Annotated in this window: 18 protein-coding genes; 4 read left to right on the forward strand and 14 right to left on the reverse strand. The window is 67.0% G+C overall.

Features of this window, described 5'->3' with window-relative positions:
• Positions 1-135 precede the first annotated feature (135 nt).
• The 13 genes from urtB to HS053_RS08475 all read right to left on the reverse strand — a co-directional run bounded on the left by urtB (position 136) and on the right by HS053_RS08475 (position 13,312).
• The gene (gene urtB / locus HS053_RS08415; RefSeq protein ID WP_174210774.1) at positions 136-2,082 is read right to left on the reverse strand and encodes an urea ABC transporter permease subunit UrtB; all 1,947 of its coding nucleotides are present in this window, start codon (positions 2,080-2,082) and stop codon (positions 136-138) included.
• Between the two features lie 66 nt (positions 2,083-2,148).
• Positions 2,149-3,444 carry an urea ABC transporter substrate-binding protein gene (urtA, locus tag HS053_RS08420; RefSeq protein WP_174210775.1) on the reverse strand — a complete coding sequence of 432 codons (1,296 nt, stop codon included), beginning with the start codon at positions 3,442-3,444 and terminating at the stop codon, positions 2,149-2,151.
• A 314-nt stretch (positions 3,445-3,758) separates the two neighbouring features.
• A complete protein-coding gene (locus HS053_RS08425) occupies positions 3,759-4,829 on the reverse strand; it encodes a DUF1513 domain-containing protein (RefSeq protein WP_174210776.1) in 1,071 nt (356 codons plus the stop codon).
• A gap of 1 nt (position 4,830) precedes the next feature.
• Positions 4,831-5,805, reverse strand: a complete 975-nt coding sequence (locus HS053_RS08430; RefSeq protein WP_174210777.1) for an imelysin family protein — start codon at positions 5,803-5,805, stop codon at positions 4,831-4,833.
• 1 nt (position 5,806) lies between these two features.
• A complete protein-coding gene (locus HS053_RS08435; RefSeq protein ID WP_174210778.1) occupies positions 5,807-7,315 on the reverse strand; it encodes a di-heme oxidoreductase family protein in 1,509 nt (502 codons plus the stop codon).
• Between the two features lie 78 nt (positions 7,316-7,393).
• Positions 7,394-7,789, reverse strand: coding sequence for a DUF1801 domain-containing protein (locus tag HS053_RS08440; RefSeq protein WP_174210779.1), 396 nt, complete (start codon positions 7,787-7,789; stop codon positions 7,394-7,396).
• A 3-nt stretch (positions 7,790-7,792) separates the two neighbouring features.
• Positions 7,793-8,278, reverse strand: coding sequence for a bacterioferritin (gene bfr, locus HS053_RS08445; RefSeq protein ID WP_174210780.1), 486 nt, complete (start codon positions 8,276-8,278; stop codon positions 7,793-7,795).
• Positions 8,226-8,543 carry a (2Fe-2S)-binding protein gene (locus HS053_RS08450; RefSeq protein ID WP_174210781.1) on the reverse strand — a complete coding sequence of 106 codons (318 nt, stop codon included), beginning with the start codon at positions 8,541-8,543 and terminating at the stop codon, positions 8,226-8,228. The genes bfr and HS053_RS08450 overlap by 53 nt, the downstream gene beginning before the upstream one ends.
• 16 nt (positions 8,544-8,559) lie before the next feature.
• Positions 8,560-9,816 (reverse strand): imelysin family protein, encoded by a 1,257-nt coding sequence (locus tag HS053_RS08455; RefSeq protein ID WP_174210782.1) that lies wholly within the window; start codon positions 9,814-9,816, stop codon positions 8,560-8,562.
• A gap of 18 nt (positions 9,817-9,834) precedes the next feature.
• Positions 9,835-9,957 (reverse strand): hemin uptake protein HemP, encoded by a 123-nt coding sequence (hemP, locus tag HS053_RS08460; protein WP_458358889.1) that lies wholly within the window; start codon positions 9,955-9,957, stop codon positions 9,835-9,837.
• A gap of 318 nt (positions 9,958-10,275) precedes the next feature.
• A complete protein-coding gene (locus HS053_RS08465) occupies positions 10,276-11,268 on the reverse strand; it encodes an MDR family oxidoreductase (protein ID WP_174210784.1) in 993 nt (330 codons plus the stop codon).
• Between the two features lie 19 nt (positions 11,269-11,287).
• Entirely contained in the window at positions 11,288-12,304 is a 1,017-nt protein-coding gene (locus tag HS053_RS08470; protein WP_174210785.1) for a histone deacetylase family protein, read from the reverse strand.
• A gap of 81 nt (positions 12,305-12,385) precedes the next feature.
• Positions 12,386-13,312: a beta-keto acid cleavage family enzyme gene (locus HS053_RS08475; RefSeq protein WP_174210786.1), complete on the reverse strand. Its 927-nt coding sequence runs from the start codon at positions 13,310-13,312 to the stop codon at positions 12,386-12,388.
• 476 nt (positions 13,313-13,788) lie between these two features.
• On the opposite strand from HS053_RS08475, the gene HS053_RS08480 reads away from it, so the two are divergent.
• From HS053_RS08480 to HS053_RS08495, 4 genes are read left to right on the forward strand one after another with little or no spacing between them, the layout of a single operon-like run.
• A complete protein-coding gene (locus HS053_RS08480; protein ID WP_174210886.1) occupies positions 13,789-15,405 on the forward strand; it encodes a glucan biosynthesis protein in 1,617 nt (538 codons plus the stop codon).
• Positions 15,402-15,575, forward strand: coding sequence for a hypothetical protein (locus HS053_RS08485; protein WP_174210787.1), 174 nt, complete (start codon positions 15,402-15,404; stop codon positions 15,573-15,575). The genes HS053_RS08480 and HS053_RS08485 overlap by 4 nt, the downstream gene beginning before the upstream one ends.
• A 3-nt stretch (positions 15,576-15,578) precedes the next feature.
• Positions 15,579-17,381: a glucans biosynthesis glucosyltransferase MdoH gene (mdoH, locus tag HS053_RS08490; RefSeq protein WP_174210788.1), complete on the forward strand. Its 1,803-nt coding sequence runs from the start codon at positions 15,579-15,581 to the stop codon at positions 17,379-17,381.
• Positions 17,374-18,540, forward strand: coding sequence for an OpgC family protein (locus HS053_RS08495; RefSeq protein ID WP_174210789.1), 1,167 nt, complete (start codon positions 17,374-17,376; stop codon positions 18,538-18,540). Before mdoH ends, HS053_RS08495 begins: the two co-directional genes overlap by 8 nt.
• On the opposite strand, the gene HS053_RS08500 is transcribed toward HS053_RS08495, so the two are convergent.
• A complete protein-coding gene (locus HS053_RS08500) occupies positions 18,537-20,552 on the reverse strand; it encodes an elongation factor G (RefSeq protein WP_174210790.1) in 2,016 nt (671 codons plus the stop codon). The two genes, HS053_RS08495 and HS053_RS08500, sit on opposite strands and share 4 nt — an antisense overlap.
• Between the last annotated feature and the right edge of the window lie 56 nt (positions 20,553-20,608).

Here is a 20,608-nt window from a genome sequence, read left to right on the forward strand (position 1 = left end):
GCTGCCGTAGGTCGGGGTTCACCCCGACCCGGCTGGCACACTGGCTGGCCGTGAACCGGGGGCCCGAACCCATGGCGGCCCCATCGGCACCCCCGGGGTATTTCGGCCAAGATGAAAGCAGGGGAAGGATCATGGTCAGTCTCCTGCCGCGCGGCCCTTGAGGGGGATGATCCCCCGCGGGCGGAACTGGATGAAGAGGATGATGAAGAGGATCATGTAGGTCTGGGCGGCAAGGGTGTTCGAGGGGTTCAGCCACTCGATCACCTTTTGCAGCCCGCCGATCATCGAGGCGCCGGCCAGCGCGCCCCAGATGTTGCCGACGCCGCCCACGACCACCGTCATGAAGCTTTGCACGATGTAATCGGCGCCGAGTTCCGAGGTGACCTTGGCGTAAAGCCCGATGGCCACCCCGGCGATGCCCGCAATGCCCGAACCAAGGCCGAAGGTCAGCATGTTGATCCGGTCGGGGTTGATGCCCATCGAAGCGGCCATGGTGGGGTTCTGGGTGACGGCGCGGACTTCAAGGCCAAGGCGCGTGCGCTTCATCAGCCAGAGGAAGAACACCAGAAACACCAGCGCCAGCACGAAGATGGCGATGCGGATATAGCTGATCGAGACCACATCGTTGAAGGTCAGCGCCCCGTCCAGCCATGCGGGCGAGGTCAGGGGCCGCGCCTGCGTGCCGAAGATGTTCTTCAGGATCTGTTGCAGCGCGATGGAAATGCCGAAGGTCGCCAAGAGCGATTCCAGCGGGCGTTTGTAAAGGTGGCGGATCACCAGCCGCTCCATCCCCACCCCAGCGGCGAAGGTCACCGCAAAGGCAAGGGGCAGCGCAATCAGGATCGAGGCGGTATAATTCGGCACCCATTGCTGCACGACATAGCCGGTATAGGCGCCCAGCGTCAGAAACTCGCCATGGGCCATGTTGATCACGCGCATCACGCCGAATGTGATGGCAAGGCCGATGGCCGCCAGAAAATAGATCGCCGCCAGCGACAGCCCGTCCATCGCCAGATCGGCCACCTGCATCGCGCCCAGTTTCAGCGAGATACGGCCCAGCGCGGCACGGGCGGCATCGGTCACCGCCGCGTCGGGTTCGGCGTAAAGATCGGCAAAGCGGTGGGCGGCGACGGCGGCGGTCACCTCATCCGCCGTGGCGGCCACCGGCACGCTTCCCGCGGCCTCCAGCGCGGTATAGGCGCGGTCGCGGACCTCGGCCCGGGCCAGATCGGCCACGGGAAAACCGGCCACGGTGCCGCCGCTGATATGGGCGACCAGCGCCGCCTTCTGCTCGGCCAGGGTCAGCCGGGCGGGGGCAAGATTGGCGGCCACCAGAAGGTCATAGGCTTCGGCCTCGGTCAGGTCGCGGCCCGGCGTCAGCTCGCGCGCCACGTTCATGCCCGGCTCGGGCGGCCCGGCCAGCGCCACGCGGCGGGTGGCGAGCAAGGGGTTCAGAGCGCCGCGCAGGTCCAGCCCCAGATCGGCGCCGAAACTGTCGATGGCGGCCACGCGCGCAGCGCTGTCGGGATCGAAGCGCAGGGTCAGAAAGCGTTCCAGCCGGGCCTTCTGCGCCGCCAGCGCCGGGTCCGTCTCGCCCGCAAGGGCGGCGCGCAGCGGGGCCAAATGCTCGGGCGCAGGATCCCGCGCGATCGAGGTCAGCGCCTCGGCCCGCCGGGCCGGGTCGGGATCGGTCAGAGTGAATTGCACAAGGGCGGTGGCGATCAGCCCGCGCACCCCGGCATTGGGCTTCATCTCGGTGATCTCGGCCTTGGCCGCCGTGCCCGCAGGCGCCCCGGTCAGATCGGTCAGCGTGAAACCGTCGCCCTCGGGCGCGATCAGGAAGAACGCCCCGTCCGCCTTGCGCAGCCCCAGACCCTTGTTGGCCCATGCCTGCAACAGCACCGCCGCCATCGGATCGCCCGAAGCGGCCAGCGCCGCGATCACCGGGCCGATGGTCTGGCGCGAGGGTTTCTCGATCATCTCGCGGTTTTCGGCGACAATGGCGGCGGCTTCGCCCTCGGCCAGCGCGGCAAGGGGCAAAAACCAGACCAGCATCGCCAGGGCGAGCGGCAAAAGGCGCATGGCGGCGCTCCGGGGATGGGAGAGGGAGGGTGCGGGAGGGGGCTGCCCCCTCCCGCCGCGGTCAGGTCAGTAGTTCGACTTCAACTGCACGCAGGTCTTGCTCTCGGTGTTATACATGCCGCATTTGAGGTCTTTCCAATCGGCCTCCAGCACCGCCGATTCCGGCAGGAAGTCGGTCCAGGCATCGCCCGGGACCGGCTCGGTCTGGCTGATGATGTCGAACTGGCCATCGGCGCGGATTTCGCCGATCAGCACCGGCTTGGTCAGGTGATGGTTCGGCAGCATCTCGGCCACGCCGCCGGTCAGGTTCGGGAACTTCTGGCCTATCATCGCATCCGAGACCGGATCGACATCGGTGGTGCCGGCGGCGGTGACCGCATTCACCCACATGTTGAAGCCGATGTAATGCGCTTCCATCGGGTCGTTCGTCACCCGCTTGTCGTCTTTGATGAAGGCTTTCCAGTCGGCGATGAACTTGGTGTTCTCCGGGCTTTCGGCCGACATGAAATAGTTCCAGGCCGCGAGATGGCCGACAAGGTTGGTGGTATCCAGACCCGAAAGCTCTTCCTCACCGACCGAGAAGGCCACAACCGGCAGCTTGTCTGCCGTCACGCCCGCCGCCGCGAGTTCCTTGTAGAAGCCGATATTGGCATCGCCGTTGATGGTGGAAATCACGCCGACCTTCTTGCCATCGGCGCCCAGCGCCACGACATCGGCCACGATCTTGGACCAGTCGGAATGGCCGAAGGGGGTGTAGTTGACGAAGATGTCTTCGGCGGCAATCCCCTTGCCCTTCAGATAGCTTTCCAGAATGTTGTTCGTGGTGCGCGGATAGACGTAATCGGTGCCGAGCAGGGCGAATTTCTCGATCCCGAGTTCGTTGAGGAAGTAATCCACCGCCGGGATCGCCTGCTGGTTCGGCGCGGCGCCGGTGTAGAACACGTTCTTGGAGGATTCTTCGCCCTCATACTGCACCGGGTAGAACAAGAGGCCGTTCAGCTCTTCGATCACCGGCAGCACCGACTTGCGGCTGACCGAGGTCCAGCAGCCGAACATCACCGAAACCTTGTTCACGGTGATCAGTTCCCGCGCCTTTTCGGCGAACAGCGGCCAGTCCGAGGCCGGGTCCACCACCACCGGCTCAAGCATCTTGCCCAGAACGCCGCCCTTGGCGTTCTGCTGTTCGATCAGCATCAGCATGGTGTCTTTCAGCGTGGTTTCCGAAATCGCCATCGTGCCCGAGAGCGAATGCAGGATGCCCACCTTGATGGTCTCGGCCTGCGCCATGGCAAAGCGCGGCAGGCTGGCAGCGCCTGCGGCGGCAGCGGCGCTGGTCAGCAGAAAACGTCGGGTCAGTTTCATGGTCTATCCCCCTGTGGGCCGCCCGGGGCTTCCATCTGCGGGAAGCATGTCCCATATTAGGGCGGCAATTTCGGTTGCACCCGTGCGGTGGTGGTGGCCGTCGAACTCCGTCCGCCACCGCACATCCTGTTCCTTGGTCCGGCATTCCCCGGGCCTTGGTCAGCAGACAGGGCGCCGAACCTTGCGGCAACAGGAGTCGGAAACGGCGCCGAATGCGTCGGAAACGCGGCGCCCGAATGCCTGTATTTTACGCATATCTTTATGCTGCGGCGCAGAAATGCGGCGCTGACGGCATGAATCGCGCCGGTTGTGCGCTAGATCAGCGCCAGAAGGTGATTGTCCCAAAGGGTCGCACCCTGCCCCAGCGGCGCCAGCCCCGCCGCATCGCAGGACCAGACCGCCCCCTGCCCGTCGGTGGCGACAAAGCCCTGCGGTGCGGGCGCCACGCCGCAGAGGTCGGCGCGGCGATGGGTGGCCAGCGGGGCGCCCGTGCTGTCAAAAAGCATCACCACCCCGCCCTTGGGCGAGGTCAGCGCGATCATGCCGCCGCTGACCGCGATCGACCCGGCATAGCCCTGCATGGCAAAGGCATCCGCCTCGGCGGGCGGGCAAAGCTGCGGCGCGCGGCCCGGGGTCCAGAGGCCCAGTTGCGGCACGGGTTCCGCAGGGTCGCCTTCCCATTGCATGGCAAAGGCCACACCCTGCCCCAGCAAGGCCACACCCTGCAGCACCGCCAGATGCCGGATCGAGTTCTGATGCAGCGCGGCAGGCAATTCGACCTGATCCAGCAGCCCGCCTTCGGGTGACAGCAGCGTCAGGTTCGGGCGCATGGTGTCGAGGTTCAGCTTGGTCCGGTCGCCCGGATCGGTCTGGATGCCGCCATTGGCCACCACCAGCCGCCCGTCGGGCAGGCGGCGCACCTCATGCGGGCCGATCCCGCCCGAAGCCCATTCGCCGATCCGGGCATAGCTGCGGCCATCCCAAAGGCCGATCCGCCCCTCGGACCCTTCGGCCACCACTTCGGAAGTCATCAACAGCGCGCCATCGGGCGAAAAGGCGCCGTGGCCGTTGAACTGGCGGCCTTCGGGCGGGGTCAGCCGGGCCGTGACCCGGCCGGTGACGCAGTTCAGCACCAAAGCATAGGTGCCCGGGCGGCGGGCAAAAGCCACCGCTTCGGGCCGGTCGGGATGGGCGGCGGCGGCATGGCCACGCGCGGGCAACTCGATCTGGAACAGGCTTTGCCCGGCGCCCGACAGCCCGTGCAGCACGAAAGCTTCCCCCACCTTGCCCGCGGCCAGATAGGCCGGGCTTCCGGCATCGGCCCAGCTCAGGCGCGGCAGGCTGGCGGCGGCAAGACCGGCAAGAAAGGCGCGACGGGTTGCCATCTCAATCGCCATCCGCCGCGTTGAAACCGATGCCGACATCCAGTTCCGGCGCGAGTTCACTCAGGATCACGACGCGGATTTCATCCACCGCTTCGGCCAGAATCTCGACCTTGAGGCGCGATTGCGGTTCGGCCACCCCGGCAAAGGCCGGGTCATCCATCGCTTCGGCCAGCGCGATGGCATGGTCAAAGGCGGCCACCGTCTGCGGCGCATCGGGGGTCAGGGCCTGAACCAGCCCTTTCATCGCCTGCAAGCCCAGCGTGACATTGCGCAGACTGCGGCCCGAGGCGCGGGCCTCGGCCCGTTCCGGGCGTGGCTTGTCAAAGGTGCCAAGCGGGCGGCCAAGGCGGCTGTCCTCGACAAACTCCAGCCCGGCGGCCAATTGCGTGAACAGCGCCTGCCTCACTTCGGGACGGCTGAGGAAGGTGGTGTTGCCCGGCTCGCCTGCGGTCAGCAGCACATCGGCGTAACCGCCCTGCCATGCTGCGTCGATCTCGCCCGCCATCCGCGCCAGATCGGCGGTGGTCGCCCGGATCAGCGCGCAAGGATCGGCGGGCAGCGGTTCTGCCGGGTAAAGCAGCCGCTCAAGCCCGGTCAGACCCCGGGCGGCCACCGATTGTTCGGGGAAATGCTCGGGCGTCAGCGCGGCGGGGTCGCCCGTCAAGAGCGCCATCTGCGCCTTTGTGCCCAGCCCCTTGGGGTCAGGCCAGAAGGCGATGGCCAGCACCCTGCCATGATCCTCGACCGGGCCCAGCCGCAGATGCGCCACCGCCATCCAGGCATCCCAGGCCGCCTGAAAGGCGGGCCGCAGCCCCTGCGGGCTGCAATCGGCCTGTGCTTCGGCATCCAGCGCGGCGGTGGCCGCGGCAAATCCGGCATAGCCCGGCAGGATATGGTCACGCACCGCCTCGGGGAAATCGGCGAATGCGGGGGCGGCGGCAGCGGTCAGACACAGGGCAAGGGCAAGGCGACGCATTCTACAGGCTCTCCAGAAAGGCGATCAGCGCGGCGCGGTCTTCGGCAGGCAGGGCCACCACGGCATCGCGGGGGGCCTGCGCCTCGCCGCCATGCCACAGCACCGCCTCAAGCAGGCTGCGCGCCCGACCGTCATGCAGAAAGGTGGTATGGCCCGAGACCTGCCCCGTCAACCCGATGCCCCAGAGCGGTGGCGTCTTCCATTCCGTTCCCGTCGCGCGGCCTTCGGGGCGGTGATCGGCCAGCCCTTCGCCCATGTCATGCAAGAGAAGGTCGGTATAGGGCCAGATCAGTTGAAAGCTTTGCTCGGGCTGGCCGTCCAGCCGGTTGGTGACATGTTTCGGCGTATGGCAGCCGGTGCAGTTCAGCGTGTAGAAGATTTCCTTGCCGCGCAGCGCCTGTGGCGCATCCACGCCCCGCCGCTCGGGCACGCCAAGGTTGCGGGAATAGAAGGTCACAAGGTCAAGGCTGGCCTTGTCCACCTCAAGCCCATCGCGCACCCCGGGCTCCTGCCCGGCAGGCGCGCTCTGGCAGGCGGCTTGCGCTGCCGTGCAATCGCCCGCAGGGGACGGGTGCAGCGGTGTGGAAAGCCCCATGTCGCCGGAAAACGCCCCCGCCGATTGTTCGCGCACCGTGGGCGCCCCGCCCTTCAGGCCAAAGCGGCCCAGCATCGGCACGCCAAACTCCACCGAAGGCACGATCGCGGCACGGCCCGAAATCCCGTCACCATCGGCGTCGTCCGGGTCAGCCTTGGCCAGAAGATCCGCCGCGGGGATCGCCTCAAGCAGGCCCAGCCCCGGCATCTGCGGCGCCACGCGCGGCGAGAGCATGGCATCCGGCGCCAGCGGGCCGTAGCCGGGGTTCGACACGGCATAGGCCGGCGCGCGCAGCGAAACCACCGTGCCATCGGCCAGCGTCACCGGCACTTCGGTATAGCTGACCTCCATCCGCACCTCGGCGGCATGGCCGGGGTTGGCCAGATCCTGCAACTGGCCGCCGTAAACCGGGTCGGGCTGCGTCGCAAGCCATTCGGCAATCCCCTCGGCGTCCGGCCCGCCCGGCACGGAAATGCGCAGGAACATCGACACCCGGTCGTCGCTGTCGCCCTCGGGCGGGTGGCCGCGCCCGTCCTTGAGGTGGCAATCCTGACAGCCCCGCGCGTTGTAAAGCGGCCCCAGCCCGTCCGACGCCTTGGTCGATGAGGGCGCCGCCACCCAGGTCTTGCGGAAGAGGGCATTGCCCAGCTTGAAATCCATCTCCCGCTCAAAAGGCATATTGGCGGAAGACAGGCTGAAGGCATCTGCCGTATCGCGCGCCCGCACCGTCGCCGCACCGCCGGATTTCGCCTCGAACGGCTCGGCCTTGCTGAAATCGGTGGGCGGGGCAAGGACGGCAGCGATGCGGGCCACCTCTTCGGGTGTGCGGGCGATCACAGGCAGGTGGCGGTCATCCAGTGCCTGCGAAAAGGCGGGCGTGGCTGCCAATACCAAGAGGCAAAGGGGGCGAAGCATGGAGGGACTCCTTTTGCCGCCTACCTGAACCTCTTTTCTGACTGTTTCAATCGGAAAATGCGCCTGCGGCCGAGGATCTCAGGTCTTGCGTGCCTTGCGCCCGGCGAGACTGGCGGCGTTCAAAGCGGCGGCGGCCTGCATCAGCGCGACAAAGGCCACGGGGTCAACCGCCTCGCCCTGCCGGATGTCGATGGCGCGGCGGGTTCCGCCGTCAAGGCTGGCGTTGAAGAGGCCCGCCGGATCGTCCAGCGCAGCGCCATGGGCAAAGGTCAGCTTGACCACCGCCTTGTAGGTCTCACCAGTGCAAAGGATGCCGTCCTGTTCCCAGACCGGCACGCCGCGCCATTTCCATTCCTCGGTCACACCCGGCAGGGCCTGATGGATCAGGCCCCGCATCCGCGCCAGCACATCGCCGCGCCAGTCGCCCAGTTCGGCGATGCGCCCGTCGATCAGGGCCGAGGCTTCGGCGCCCATCGGCTATTCCGCCTGATCGGCGGGCTTGGCGTTCAACATGCCATATTTCTCTTCACCCAGCCGGTCATACAGGCCCAACTGGGTTTCGAGAAAGTCGATATGGCCTTCCTCATCCGAGATCAGCGCGTCAAATAGCGCCCGGCTGACGAAATCGCCCACCGCATCGCAATGGCGCCGCGCCTCGATATAGAGGGTGCGGGCGTCATGTTCGCCGGCAAGGTCGCATTCCAGCGTCTCGCGCAGGGTCTGGCCGATCCGCAGCGGGTCCAGCTTTTGCAGGTTGGGATGGCCTTCCAGAAAGATGATCCGGGCGATCAGCCGGTCGGCATGGCCCATTTCCTCGATGGATTCGGCGCGGGATTTGGCGGCCAGATGGCCATAGCCCCAATCCTCTTGCAGCCGGAAATGCAGCCAATACTGGCTGACCGCGGTCAGTTCAGACCGCAGCGCCGCGTTGAGATAGTCGATGACCTTCGGGTCGCCCTTCATGCTGCCTTCCTTTCGATGCACCAAAGACCGGGACAGGTTGGCTGGGAAGCCCCGTTGCCGGGGTCTCCGTGGCTACCCCGAAACTGTCACATCGACGCATGGTGTCAAGAAAGAGCGGCATACAGCCGCCGCAATCGGCGCGTTTGCCCAAGGCGTGATAGACCTTGCCGGGCGTGATGATGGTGGAGGGGTCCGCCGCGCGCATCCAGTCCACGGCGGCGCGGATCTGATGATCCGAGATGCTCTGGCAATGGCAGACGATCATGGCGGACCCTTTGGGATTACTGGAAGACGGCGCCGGGGTTGTCGAGGCTGTCGGAGCCTTCAAACTCGATCTTCGACAGGCCCAGCACGGCCACGGCCCGCTCGATCGAGGCCGTCTGCGTCACCAGCGCGTTCACCGCGCCCATGATCAGCGCCTCACCCTCTTTGTTGCCGGCCGCCAGCATCTGGTCATAGGCCAGCCCGCCTTCGGCCGCGGCCTTGAGTGCCCCCAGCTTGCCCACGGTATCGTCCAACTCGCCGCGAAGCTGGCTGTCCACCGCCGGATCGGCCGCCGCCACCAGTTCCGAAACCGAAGGCCCGCTCAGAACCGTGCCATCCACCCGGGTGTAACTGCCGGTGTAGACGTTGCGGATGCCCAGACCGTCATAATAATGGCTGTTGTGGGTGTTGTCCGAGAAGCAGTCATGTTCCTCTTCCGGGTCGTTCAGCATCAGGCCCAGCTTCATCCGCTCTCCGGCCTGTTCGCCGTAAGACAGGCTGCCCATGCCGGTGAGGATGGCCAGCAGCCCCGCCTTGGGATCAGCCGTGACGGCGACGCGGCCCGCGCCGCCCGCCGTCCATTGCGCGACCATATAGTCAAGGTCCGAGACCAGCAGGTCGGTCGCCGCGACCAGATAGGCGCCCCGGCGGTCGCAATTGCCATTGGTGCAATCGGCGCCCGTGGCATAATCGGTCCAGGGCCGCGCGCCGGCGCCCGGTCCGGTGCCGTTCAGATCCTGCCCCCAGAGCAGGAATTCGATGGCGTGATAACCCGAGGCCACGTTCGCCTCGATCCCGTCCGCTTCGTGCAGAGTGCCCGAAATCAGCTCGGGCGTGATGGTGGTCGCGTCAATCTCAACCCCCGAAAGGGTGAATATCGGCGTGGCGATCACGTTCAGCGTGGCCAGATCGTTCTCTTCATTCTCGCCATGACCGGCGGCCACATAGTCGATCAGCCCCTCGTCCAGCGGCCAGGAGTTCACCTTGCCTTCCCAGTCGTCCACCACCGGATTGCCAAAGCGGAAGGCTTCGGATTGCTGATAGGGCACCCGCGCCGCCAGCCACGCGCTGCGGGCGGCCAACAGGTTCGCCTCGGACGGCGCAGCCACCAGCGTTGCCACCGCCTGTTGCAGCGCCTGCGCCGTGGTCAGGCTGTCGCCATAGGTCGCCTCGGCCAGATCGGCGTAATGGGTCAGCACGGCGGCAGGATCGGCGGCAAGGGCCGGGGCGGAAAGGCCGGGCAGAACCAGCAGGGCAGAGGCGAGGCGTTTCATAGGTCTTCCTTGAAAGGGTTACTTGGTCAGGATCAGCTTGCCAGCCTTGGTGATGCGCAAAGCATAGACCTGCCCGTTCAGCACGATGCGCGCCTGCACCCCGCCTTCGGTCAGTTTCAGCGCGTCATGCACCGGGATCATATCGGCCTCAAAGGCCCAGGAGGGCAAAGGAGCGGTCATTTCCCCCTCCACAGGCTGCGAGGGGACAGGGCGAAAGGGCCGAAATCAGGCGGGAGCATCGGGGCCTCCATGGCATCTTTTGGGGTCCGGCTGGCCTGATGGCTGGCGTGGCATTGCGGGAAAGATGACAAAAAGACTTTGGAAAGTAAATCCCGATTCTTTTACTTGGACAAATCCCGAAACCGATTCAAAAAAGCGCCCCGCCCGGGCTGAAGCCCGGGCGGGGCGCTTGGGCCGCCAGCGGCGCAACGGCGATGAACCGGCGCGGGGCGCCTCTGTTCAGCGGGTCACATCCACCACAATCCGCCCCTGCACGGCCCCTTTCAGGATCGCGGCGCCCAGCGCGGGCACATCGGCCAGACCCACCTCGCGCACCGTGCCCTCCAGCCGGTCCAGCGGCAGTTCCGCCGCGAGCCGGGACCAGGCCCGGCTGCGTTCCTCAAACGGCGACTGGGCCGAGTCGATGCCCAGAAGGTTCACCCCCCGTAGCAGGAACGGGATGATCGAGGCGGGCACCGCCAGCCCCCCGGCATTGCCCACCGCCGCGACCGAGGCCCGGTGCTGCATCTGCCCCAGCACCCGCGCCAGCATGGCGCCGCCCACGGCATCAATGCAGCCCGCCCATGCCTCCGCCTCAAGCGGGCGCTTGACGGTTTCGGCCAGATCGGCGCGCGGCACGATGCGGGTGGCGCCCAGATCGCGCAGCCAGCTTTCGGTTTCCGGCCGCCCGGTGACCGCCGCCACCCGATACCCCCGCGCCGCCAGCAAACTGACCGCGACCGAGCCGACACCGCCCGCCGCGCCAGTCACCAGCACCTCGCCCTTGTCAGGGGTCAGGCCATGCGCCTCAAGCGCCATCAGCGCCAGCATCGCGGTCAGGCCCGCCGTGCCGATGGCCATGGTCTGGCGCAGGCCAAGGCCCGCAGGCAGCGGCACCAGCCAGTCGGCCTTGACCCGCGCCTTGGTGGCATAGCCGCCCCAGAACGCCTCGCCCACGCGCCAGCCGGTCAGCACCACGGCATCCCCCGGCTTGTAACGCGGGTCGCGGCTGTCTTCGACCACGCCGGCAAAGTCGATGCCCGCCACATGCGGCCAGTTGCGCACCAGCCCACCACCCGAGGGCGACAGACACAGCCCGTCCTTGTAGTTCAGCGTGGAATAGCGGACGGCGACGGTCACCTCCCCCTCGGGCAGCCGCGCATCGTCAAGTTCCTGCAGGCTGGCGCTTGCCTGCCCCGCTGCGTCCTTCTCCAGCACCAAAGCGCGAAACATTGCCGTCTCCTTTCTGTCCTTATGCCAGCCCCGACAGGAAGCTGGTCAGATTGCCGCCCAATGCGGGCGACAGATAGCCGCCCTCCTGCACCACCAGAACCGGCAGCCCGCGCGCCGCGATGGCCGCCGCGATGCGGGCAAAGCCGGGGGTGGTCACCCGAAAACCCTGAAACGGGTCATCCTCATGCGCGTCGAGGCCCAGCGCCACCACGATCACATCGGCGCCGAAACTGTCCACCGCCTGCAAGCCCTGCTCCAGCGCCGCCAGATAGTCGGCGTCGCCAATGCCGCGCGGCAGCGGCAGGTTCAGGTTATAGCCCAGCCCCTCGCCCGCGCCCCGCTCATGCGCATGCCCCCAGTAGAAGGGATAGAACCGCGCCGGATCGGCATGGATCGAAACCGTCAGCACATCCTTGCGGGCATAGAAAATGCCTTGCGTGCCATTGCCGTGATGCACATCCACATCAAGGATCGCCGGGCGCAGCCCGCGCAGGCGCAGGGCCTCGGCGGCGATGCCGGCATTGTTGAGAAAGCAAAAGCCCCCCGCCAGATCGGCAAAGGCATGGTGCCCCGGCGGGCGGCAGAGCGCATAGGCCGCCCGCGCGCCCTCACTGATCACCCTTGCCGCCGAAAGCGCGGTCTGGGCCGACCAATAGGCCGCCTCCCATGTGCCTGCGGAAATCGGGCAAGAGGTATCGGCCTGATGATAGCCCGCCTGCCCCAGCACCGATTTGGGATAGCCGTCGCTGCGGCTGGCGGGATGGATGTTCGGCACGATTTCATCCGAAGCGCCCTCGATCCGCGACCAGCGGGCATGGGCGGTGCGCAGGAAGGTCAGGTATTCGGCGGAATGCAGCGCCGCAATCGGCCCCATGCCATGGTCCTGCGGCGCCTCGACCACACAGCCCGCCGCCTCGGCCCCGGCGCGCAGCCGGGCGATCCGTTCGGGCACTTCGGGATTGGGCAGGACACGGCCATTGGCCATGAAATGCTTTGGATCATGCACCGCCTGGCGCGTGTCAAGAAAGGCTCTCATCCCGGTCTCCCCGCGGCAAAAACCGCTGCCGCCCGCCGAACCTGCCAAGCAAGCCGCCGGGGTTCAAGCCCTGCCGGGGTCTTAGCCCGCAACCCGGTCGGCACCTTTCAGCGCCAGCATCGCCCGCGCCTCGGCGGGGGTGGCCACGACACGGCCCAGCCCCTCGACCAGCGCGCGCACCTTGGCGACCTGCTCGGCATTCGACACGGCAAGCTGGCCCTTGGCGATATAGAGGTTGTCCTCCAGCCCCACCCGCACATGCCCGCCCATCCCTGCCGCCATCGCGGCCAGCGCCATCTGCTGCCGCCCCGCCGCCAGCACGGAAAAAGCATAGTCGCGGCCAAAGAGCCGGTCCGCCGTTTCCTTCAGATGCATCAGATGCGACGGGTCCGCCGCCACGCCGCCCAAGACCCCCATCACGAACTGCACGAAGATCGGCCCCACAATCAGCCCCCGGTCCCGGAAATGCGCCAGCATGTAGAGGTGGCTGAGGTCATAGCATTCGAACTCGAACCGCGCGCCACGCTCGGCCCCCATCAGGCGCAGCACGCCTTCGATGTCGCGCGGGGTGTTCTTGAACACCAGATCGTCCGAGTTGCGCAGAAAGGGCTCTTCCCAATCGTATTTCCAGACCCGATCCTTGCCCAGCATCGGGTAAAGCGCGAAATTCATGCTGCCCATGTTCAGGCTGCACATCTCGGGCGCCACGGCCAGGGGCGCCTCCAGCCGCTGGTCCAGCGTCATCACCGCCGAGCCGCCGGTGGTCATGTTGATCACCGCATCAGACCCGGCGCGGATGGCAGGCAGGAACCCCATCCAATGCGCCAGCGCCGAAGAGGGCCGCCCGTTCGCCGGGTCGCGGGCGTGCAGATGCAGGATGGCAGCACCGGCCGCCGCCGCCCCCAGCGCGCTGGCCGCAATCTCGGCCCCCGTCACCGGCAGGTAAGGCGACATCGAAGGCGTGTGGATCGAGCCGGTGATTGCGCAGCTTATGATGATCTTGGACATCGGCATGTTCTGGACGGCGACATGGGGCCGTCCCCCTCGGCGTCACTCTGGCGGGCGGGCGGGGCAAGGGCAAGGCCGCTCTGTCCGGCGTCTGCCCACCCGGCGCGCCGCCCCTGCCCGGCCGGGCGGGGGGCTGTCTGCCCCCCGACGGCGCGCAGGCGCGCCTCCCCCCGAGGATATTTGGGCCAAGATGAAGGGGCCGGCCGGCGACGTGAGGCGGCCGGCGCGCCGTGGTTTGCAGATTCGCGCGGTGGCCGACTGGAAAGGCAAAACGGCGGGGTGGCAGGCACCGCCGACCCGGCCTAAAACCGGCTGTGCCGGAAGTTCGGGCAGGCGGATGCTGCACATGCGGCAATTTTGCGCCTGCGGCATCACGGGCGCTTGAACCGTCCTTGCGGTTGTCCTCTTGTCTGACCTATATGCGGCGCGAAATGCGTCATATCCTGACGTGGAAAACCTTTGGGTTACAGACCTTCATGCCGAAATCCTCGTCCAGCCCCGCCTCTCCTTCACGCCGCCGCCTGCTTGGTGCAGCCGCGGCCCTGTCGCTGATCGCGCCGCTGCGTCCGGTCTGGGCCCAGACCGCCGATCCGGCGGCAGCGCCCGCCGCCACGCCCGCCGATGCGGCAGCGCAGCAATTCAGCTTTGACGGTCTGGCCGAAGAGATGCGCCGGCTGGCCGCCCAGCCCCACACCACCGCCCCGGCGCCCGAAGGCTTCCTTGGCGATCTGAACTATGACGACTACCGGCTGATCAAGTTCCGCGACGACCATACCCGCTGGAACGACGCCGGCAGCCAGTTCCGTCTGGCGGCCTTCCACATGGGCTGGCTTTTCCCCGAGCCGGTGCGGATTTTCGAAGTGGCCGAGGGCATGGCCACCGAAATGCGCTTTACCACCGATGATTTCGAATATCTCGGCGATCTGGCCAAGAAGGTGCCCGAACATGGCAGCCTGCCCGGCGTGGCGGGCATCCGGCTGAACACGCCGCTGAACCGGCTGGACAAGTTCGACGAGCTGGTGGCCTTTGTCGGCGCCAGCTATTTCCGGGCGCTTGGCCGCAATTCGGCCTATGGGCTGTCGGCGCGGGGCCTTGCGCTGAACACCGCCACGGCCCAGGGCGAGGAATTCCCGCGCTTCTCGCGGTTCTATACCGAGCGCGGGCCGGTCGGCAGCACCTCGGTCACCGTTTACGCCACGCTGGAAGGGCCGTCGGTCACCGGCGCCTACCGTTTCGTCATCACCCCCGGCGAAGCGACCACGATGGATGTCACCGCGCGGCTTTACTTCCGGCAGGATGTGGCAGAGCTGGGCGTGGCACCGCTGACCTCGATGTTCCTCTTCTCGGAAAAGAACCGGGCCGAGTTCGACGATTACCGCCCGAACGTGCATGACAGCGAAGGTCTGCGCATCGTGCGCGCGGGCGGCGATGTGATCTGGCGGCCGCTGAACAACCCGCCGCAACTGACCGGCAGCTATTTTGCCGAAACCGCACCGGACTCGTTCGGCCTGTATCAGCGCGACCGCGACTTCCAGAACTATCAGGACACCGGGGCGCATTACGAACGCCGCCCTTCGCTCAACGTCAAGCCGCTGGGCGACTGGGGCAAGGGCAATGTCCGTCTGGTCGAGATTCCGTCCGACCTTGAGGGCAATGACAACATCGTCGCCTATTGGGTGCCCGAGGCCCCGGCCAAGGCCGGCGACGCACGCGAATTCGCCTATCGGCTGTCCTGGGGCGACCTGCCGCATGACGATGCCGAACCCTTGGCCTATGTCCATGAAACCCGTTCGGGCCATGGCGGCTTTTCGGGGGCGGAAACCGTCACCGGAACCCGCAAATTCGTGATCGACTTCAAGGGCGGGATGCTGGCCGCGCTGGACCCCAAGGCGACGGTGGAACCCAAGGTCACCCTGACCGGCGGCGAGTTGCTGGGCACCACGCTGCAAAAGATCGACAGCACCGACATCTGGCGGCTGGTGATCGAGGCGCAGGCCGCCAATGGCGCCATCGTCGAGATGGGGGCCCATGTCGCGGGCTATGACCGCAAATTGACCGAAACCTGGCTTTATCAGTGGATCAACGCCAAATGACCGACCGTTCGGACCGTCACAGCCATGATCTGGATGCCCTTGTGGCCCGTCTGGGCGCCCTGCCCGAAGCGCCGCTGGCCATGCCGTTGCAGGTGATCGAGCGGGCAACGCCCGGCTTTTTCGCCAGCCTTCTGCGGCTGGGCGCGCAGGCGCCGAAGGCCGGGCATTAAGCCATGCCCGCGCCGCCCTCCGGCGGGACGCAGCCGGAGGTTCGGGTGCTGCTGACCCGGACCGTCACACTTGCCCTGAGTCTGGCCGCCGCTTGGGGCGGCTTTCTGCTTTTCCTGCAATTCGGCGCTGCCGATGGCATGGACGCCATGGATATCGTGCGCTCGGCGCTGATCTTTGCCTCGACCTTCTGGCTGGCATGGGGCGCGGTGCAGGCGCTGGCGGGGCTGACGACACGGCCGCCTGCGGTGCCGCGCGATACCGGGTCGTTGCGGGGCGTCACCGCCATTCTGGTGCCGGTCTATAACGAAGACCCTGTGGCCACCTTTGCCCGGATTGCGGCGATGGATGCCTCGCTCAAGGCGGCGGGACAAGCGGCGCAGTTCCATTTCGCCATTCTCTCGGACACCCGGGACGAGGCGATTGCCGCGCGTGAGCGGCATTGGTTCCTGCGCCTCTTGGAGGAAACCGGCGGCGAGGGGCGGATTTTCTACCGCCGCCGCCTGTCGAACAAGGGCCGCAAGGCCGGCAACATCGAGGATTTCATCAAGCGTTCGGGGGCGGCCTATGAATTTTCGGTCATCCTTGACGCCGACAGCCTGATCGAGGGCGAAACCCTCGTGGAAATGGTGCGGCGGATGCAGGCGGCGCCGGGGCTTGGCCTCTTGCAGACCTTGCCGGTGATCATCCGCGCGCAGTCGCGCTTTGGCCGGGCGATGCAATTCGCGGGCACCTTCTATTCCCCGATCTTCGCGCGGGGCCTTGCGATGATGCAGGGCCACACCGGGCCGTTCTGGGGGCACAATGCCATCGTGCGCACCCGCGCCTTTGCCGAAAGCTGCGGGATGCCGGAACTGGCAGGCAAGCCACCGTTCGGCGGCCATATCCTGAGCCATGATTATGTCGAGGCGGCGCTTCTGGCACGGGCGGGCTGGCAGGTGCGGGTCGATGACGACATCGCGGGCAGCTATGAAGAGGCGCCGGGCAATATCGTGGATCATGCCAAGCGCGACCGCCGCTGGTGTCAGGGCAACCTGCAGCATTCGCGGCTGCTGGCGGCGCCGGGGCTGAAACCGTGGAGCCGGTTCGTCTTCCTGCAAGGCATTCTGGCCTATATCGCGCCGGTGTTCTGGCTGGGCTTCATTCTGGCCTCGATCGCGGCGCCGCTGTTCGCGCCGCCGCCGGATTACTTTCCGGTCGAGTTCTGGCCCTTCCCCGTTCTGCCGGTCAGTCAGGCGTCCAAGGCGCTGGGGCTGGCGGTGGGGGTGTTCGGGCTCTTGTTCGTGCCGAAACTGCTGATCCTGCTGGATGCCGCGCTGCGGGGCCGGGTGGCGGGGTTCGGCGGAGGGCTGCGGGCGCTGGCCTCGGTTCTGGCGGAACTGGTCTTTTCCTCGCTGATCGCGCCGATTTTTCTGATGTATCAGACCCGCTCGGTCAGTCAGGTGCTGCGCGGGGCCGATGGCGGCTGGCCGGCGCAGACACGCGGCGACGGCAGTCTGAGCCTGTCCGACGCCTGGGCGGCCAGCCACTGGATCGTGACCACGGGCGCGCTGACGATTGCCGCGACGCAATGGCTGTCGCCGGTGCTGGTGCCCTGGCTCTTGCCGGTGACGCTGCCGATGCTGGCGGCGCCGCTGATCATCGCATGGTCGTCGCGGGCAAGCCGCCCGGGCGTTTTCCTGACGCCCACCGAATGGCAACCCGCGCCGGTCATGGCATTGCAGGACTTGATCCTGTCGCGCTGGCAGGGCATGGAGACCCCGGTTCAAGACCGGGACATGCCCGGCCCGGCGGTGACCCATGCCTGAGACGACCCTGCCCGCAAGGGCGCCCTCGATCCGCGATCCGCGGCTGGACGTGTTTCGCGGCCTTTGTCTGGTGATGATCTTCATCAACCATGTGCCGGGCAACATCTATGAGAACCTGACCTCGCGCAATTTCGGTTTTTCCGATGCGGCAGAGGGGTTTGTGCTGATGTCGGGCATTGCCGCCGGGCTGGCCTACAGCATGGATTTCAACCTGCCCGGCCGGATCTGGACCGGGCTGGCGCGGGTCTGGCGGCGGGTCTGGACGCTCTACATGGTGCATCTGGTGACCACCGCCGCGGGCCTTGGCGCGGTGGCGGCGGTCACGCTCTGGCTGGGCGATCCGGCGCCGCTGACTCAGAACCTGATGAAATACCTTTTCACCCAGCCGGTGAAGACCTTCGTCGGCATTCCGCTGCTGACGCATCAGCTGGGCTATCTGAATATCCTGCCGCTCTATCTGGTGCTGCTTCTGGTCTCGCCGCCGGTGCTGTGGCTGGCATGGCGGCGCCCGGCAGAGCTTCTGGCCGGATCGGTCCTCTTGTGGTTCTTTGCCGGGGTGTTCCGCTGGAACCTGCCGAATATGCCAATCCCGGGGGGCTGGTTCTTCAACCCGCTGACTTGGCAGTTGATCTTCGTGATCGGGCTGGTGACCGGGGTCGGGATCAGGGGCGGCAAGCGGCTGGTGCCGGTCTGGCGCTGGCTGGTCTGGACCTGCATCGCCTTTCTGGCCTTCGCCTGCGTGATGGTCTGGGTCAAGCCCTTGGCCGGGGCGGTGGGCTATGGCCTCTGGCTGGCCGCGGATGCCGGGATGCCGTGGAACCTGACCTCGTTCGACAAGACCTTTGTCACCGCGCCGCGGCTGTTGCACATTCTGGCACTGGCCTATGTGCTGTCGGCCTTCCCGGCGGTGCGGGCGGCCTGCGGCAGCCGGGCGGCGGCGCCCTTTGCCCTGCTCGGCCGTCAGGCGCTGCCGGTTTTTGCGCTCGGCTCGGTGCTGTGCCTTGCGTTGCAGGCGATCAAGAACACGACGGGGCAGAATATCCTGCTGGACAGCCTGATGATCGGCGGCGGCCTTGCGCTGCAATTCGCGCTGGCGGCGGCCCGGACCTACTGGCCCAAGCCGCCGAAAACCACGCACCATCCTGCCGTGGCGGGTTAAACCCGCGCCAGCGCCTTTTCCGCCTCGCGCCCGGTGCAATCCTGCAAATGGGCGAAGCCTGCGGTATAGCTGCCCACCCCCAGCGAAGCCGCCCGCAGTTCGGTGATCAGATCCTGCGTTTCGGCCTGCGGGATCAGGGCCTGCACCTCGTCCCAGCCGGGCCATCCGGCGCGGGCGTCAAAGCCAAGGAGTTGCCCGCGCCGCCCGGTGACGATGCGCTGTACGCGCGGCGTGAACTCGGACGGCACGGCCAGCGCCACCTGCAACACCGGCTCAAGCAGGACCGGGCCGCAGGCGGGCATCGCCTCGGCCAGCGCTTTGGCACCCGCCTTCTGGAAGGCCATGTCGGAACTGTCCACCGGGTGAAAGCTGCCATCGGTCAGCGTCACCGCGACATCGACCATCGGATAGCCCAGCGGCCCCTTGGCAAGAAAGCCCTCCACCCCCTTTTGCACCGCCGGGATATATTGCTTGGGCACCACGCCGCCGGTGATCCGGTCGTCAAAGGCGAAACCGGCGCCGCGCGGCTGCGGGCGGATATCCAGATGAACGTCGGCAAATTCGCCGTGGCCGCCGGATTGCTTTTTATGCCGGGCGTGGATGGTGGCGGGTTTGGTGATCGTCTCACGATAGGGCAGCGCCGGTTGCGCCCGTGCCACCGCCAGCCCGTAATCGGATTTCAGCCGGGCCAGCACCAGTTGCAACTGCGTCTCGCCCTGCCCTGACAGGATCATCTCGCCGGTTTCGGCATTATGGGCTGCGATGACCGAAGGGTCTTCCTCGGCAATCCGTTGCAGGGCGGAGGCGAGTTTCACCTCATCGGCCTGCCGCTCGGCCCGGATGGCAAGGGCATAGACGGCGGGCGGCGGGGCGGGCCAGTCGGCGGCCAGCTTGCCCGCGCTGGTCAGCAGGTCGCCGGTCCGCGCCTCGGCCAGACGCGACAGGGCCACCACTTCGCCGGTTTGCGCCTGCGGCCGGGCGGTGCTGCGCCGCCCCATCAGGGCATGAATGCCGCCAACCCGGTCGCGGCCCAGCGTGGCCCCGTCGCGCAGCGGCCCGCGCCAAACCCGCGCATGGGAAAGCTTGCCCGATTGCCCGGCCCATTGCGTGCGGAACACCTGCACCAGCGGCCCATCCGCAGGCAAGCCCAGCCGGGCCGCGGTCGCCTCGGGTGCCGGCGCCTCGTGCCGCAGCACCTTGAGCAGGCGGATGATGCCGTTTTCATTCTCGGCCGAACCGAAGAACACAGGCACGATCAGATCGGCGGCCAGATCGCGCACCAGATTGTCGTAAACCTCGCCGGTCGGCGGCACCACATCCTCCAGAAGCTCTGCCATCAGCCCGTCATCGAAATCGGCCAAAGTCTCCAGCAGGGTGCCGCGCGCCGCCGCCTCATCGCCGCGCAGGCCATCGGGCAGGGCAATCAGGTCCGAGGGTTTGTGCGGGTTCCATTTCCACGCCCGTTCGCTGACCAGATCGACATGGCCGGTGATCTTGCCGCCCGCGTCGCGCATCGGGATTTCCCGCAGGACAAGCGGACGCGCCGACACCGCCTGCAGCGCATGGAACGTCGCGCGGACCGAGGCTTCGGGCTGATCCATCTTGTTGATGTAAAGCAGATGCGGGATCGCCCGGTCATCGAGGAATTTCAGGATCGCCGAAACCGAAACCGCACGCTCGGGGCTGGGTTCCGTGACCACCACCACGATATCGGCAACCACCATGGCCGCCTGCGCCTCTTGCGCCAGTTCGACCGAGCCGGGGCAGTCGATCAGGCTCCAGCCTTCGTCCAGATAGGTGAAACTGGCCAGCGTGCTTTCGGTGGACATGGCACGCGCCCGCGCTTCGGGCGCATTGTCGCCCACCGTGTTTCCCTCGCGCGCAGTGCCGCGCCGGGGGATGGCGCCTGCGGCAAAGAGCAGGTCTTCAAACAGCGTTGTCTTGCCGCTGCCTTGCGGCCCCACAAGGGCCGCGCAGCGGCTGGATGGGGTGCTTTCGGGATTCCGGGCCATGTTGAGCCTCCTCTCGCCAGACCGGGGTCCGGGCGGGGGCGGCAAAATCGGTGCCG

It is taken from the genome of Tabrizicola fusiformis (assembly GCF_013328815.1).
GTDB lineage: Bacteria > Pseudomonadota > Alphaproteobacteria > Rhodobacterales > Rhodobacteraceae > Fuscibacter.

Coding starts and splice junctions, on each gene's coding strand:
- urtB (WP_174210774.1), bottom strand. CDS start 2,082: ATGCGCCTTTTGCCGCTCGCCCTGGCGATGCTGGTCTGGTTTTTGCCC.
- urtA (WP_174210775.1), bottom strand. CDS start 3,444: ATGAAACTGACCCGACGTTTTCTGCTGACCAGCGCCGCTGCCGCCGCA.
- HS053_RS08425 (WP_174210776.1), bottom strand. CDS start 4,829: ATGGCAACCCGTCGCGCCTTTCTTGCCGGTCTTGCCGCCGCCAGCCTG.
- HS053_RS08430 (WP_174210777.1), bottom strand. CDS start 5,805: ATGCGTCGCCTTGCCCTTGCCCTGTGTCTGACCGCTGCCGCCGCCCCC.
- HS053_RS08435 (WP_174210778.1), bottom strand. CDS start 7,315: ATGCTTCGCCCCCTTTGCCTCTTGGTATTGGCAGCCACGCCCGCCTTT.
- HS053_RS08440 (WP_174210779.1), bottom strand. CDS start 7,789: ATGGGCGCCGAAGCCTCGGCCCTGATCGACGGGCGCATCGCCGAACTG.
- bfr (WP_174210780.1), bottom strand. CDS start 8,278: ATGAAGGGCGACCCGAAGGTCATCGACTATCTCAACGCGGCGCTGCGG.
- HS053_RS08450 (WP_174210781.1), bottom strand. CDS start 8,543: ATGATCGTCTGCCATTGCCAGAGCATCTCGGATCATCAGATCCGCGCC.
- HS053_RS08455 (WP_174210782.1), bottom strand. CDS start 9,816: ATGAAACGCCTCGCCTCTGCCCTGCTGGTTCTGCCCGGCCTTTCCGCC.
- hemP (WP_458358889.1), bottom strand. CDS start 9,957: ATGATCCCGGTGCATGACGCGCTGAAACTGACCGAAGGCGGGGTGCAG.
- HS053_RS08465 (WP_174210784.1), bottom strand. CDS start 11,268: ATGTTTCGCGCTTTGGTGCTGGAGAAGGACGCAGCGGGGCAGGCAAGC.
- HS053_RS08470 (WP_174210785.1), bottom strand. CDS start 12,304: ATGAGAGCCTTTCTTGACACGCGCCAGGCGGTGCATGATCCAAAGCAT.
- HS053_RS08475 (WP_174210786.1), bottom strand. CDS start 13,312: ATGTCCAAGATCATCATAAGCTGCGCAATCACCGGCTCGATCCACACG.
- HS053_RS08480 (WP_174210886.1), top strand. CDS start 13,789: ATGCCGAAATCCTCGTCCAGCCCCGCCTCTCCTTCACGCCGCCGCCTG.
- HS053_RS08485 (WP_174210787.1), top strand. CDS start 15,402: ATGACCGACCGTTCGGACCGTCACAGCCATGATCTGGATGCCCTTGTG.
- mdoH (WP_174210788.1), top strand. CDS start 15,579: ATGCCCGCGCCGCCCTCCGGCGGGACGCAGCCGGAGGTTCGGGTGCTG.
- HS053_RS08495 (WP_174210789.1), top strand. CDS start 17,374: ATGCCTGAGACGACCCTGCCCGCAAGGGCGCCCTCGATCCGCGATCCG.
- HS053_RS08500 (WP_174210790.1), bottom strand. CDS start 20,552: ATGGCCCGGAATCCCGAAAGCACCCCATCCAGCCGCTGCGCGGCCCTT.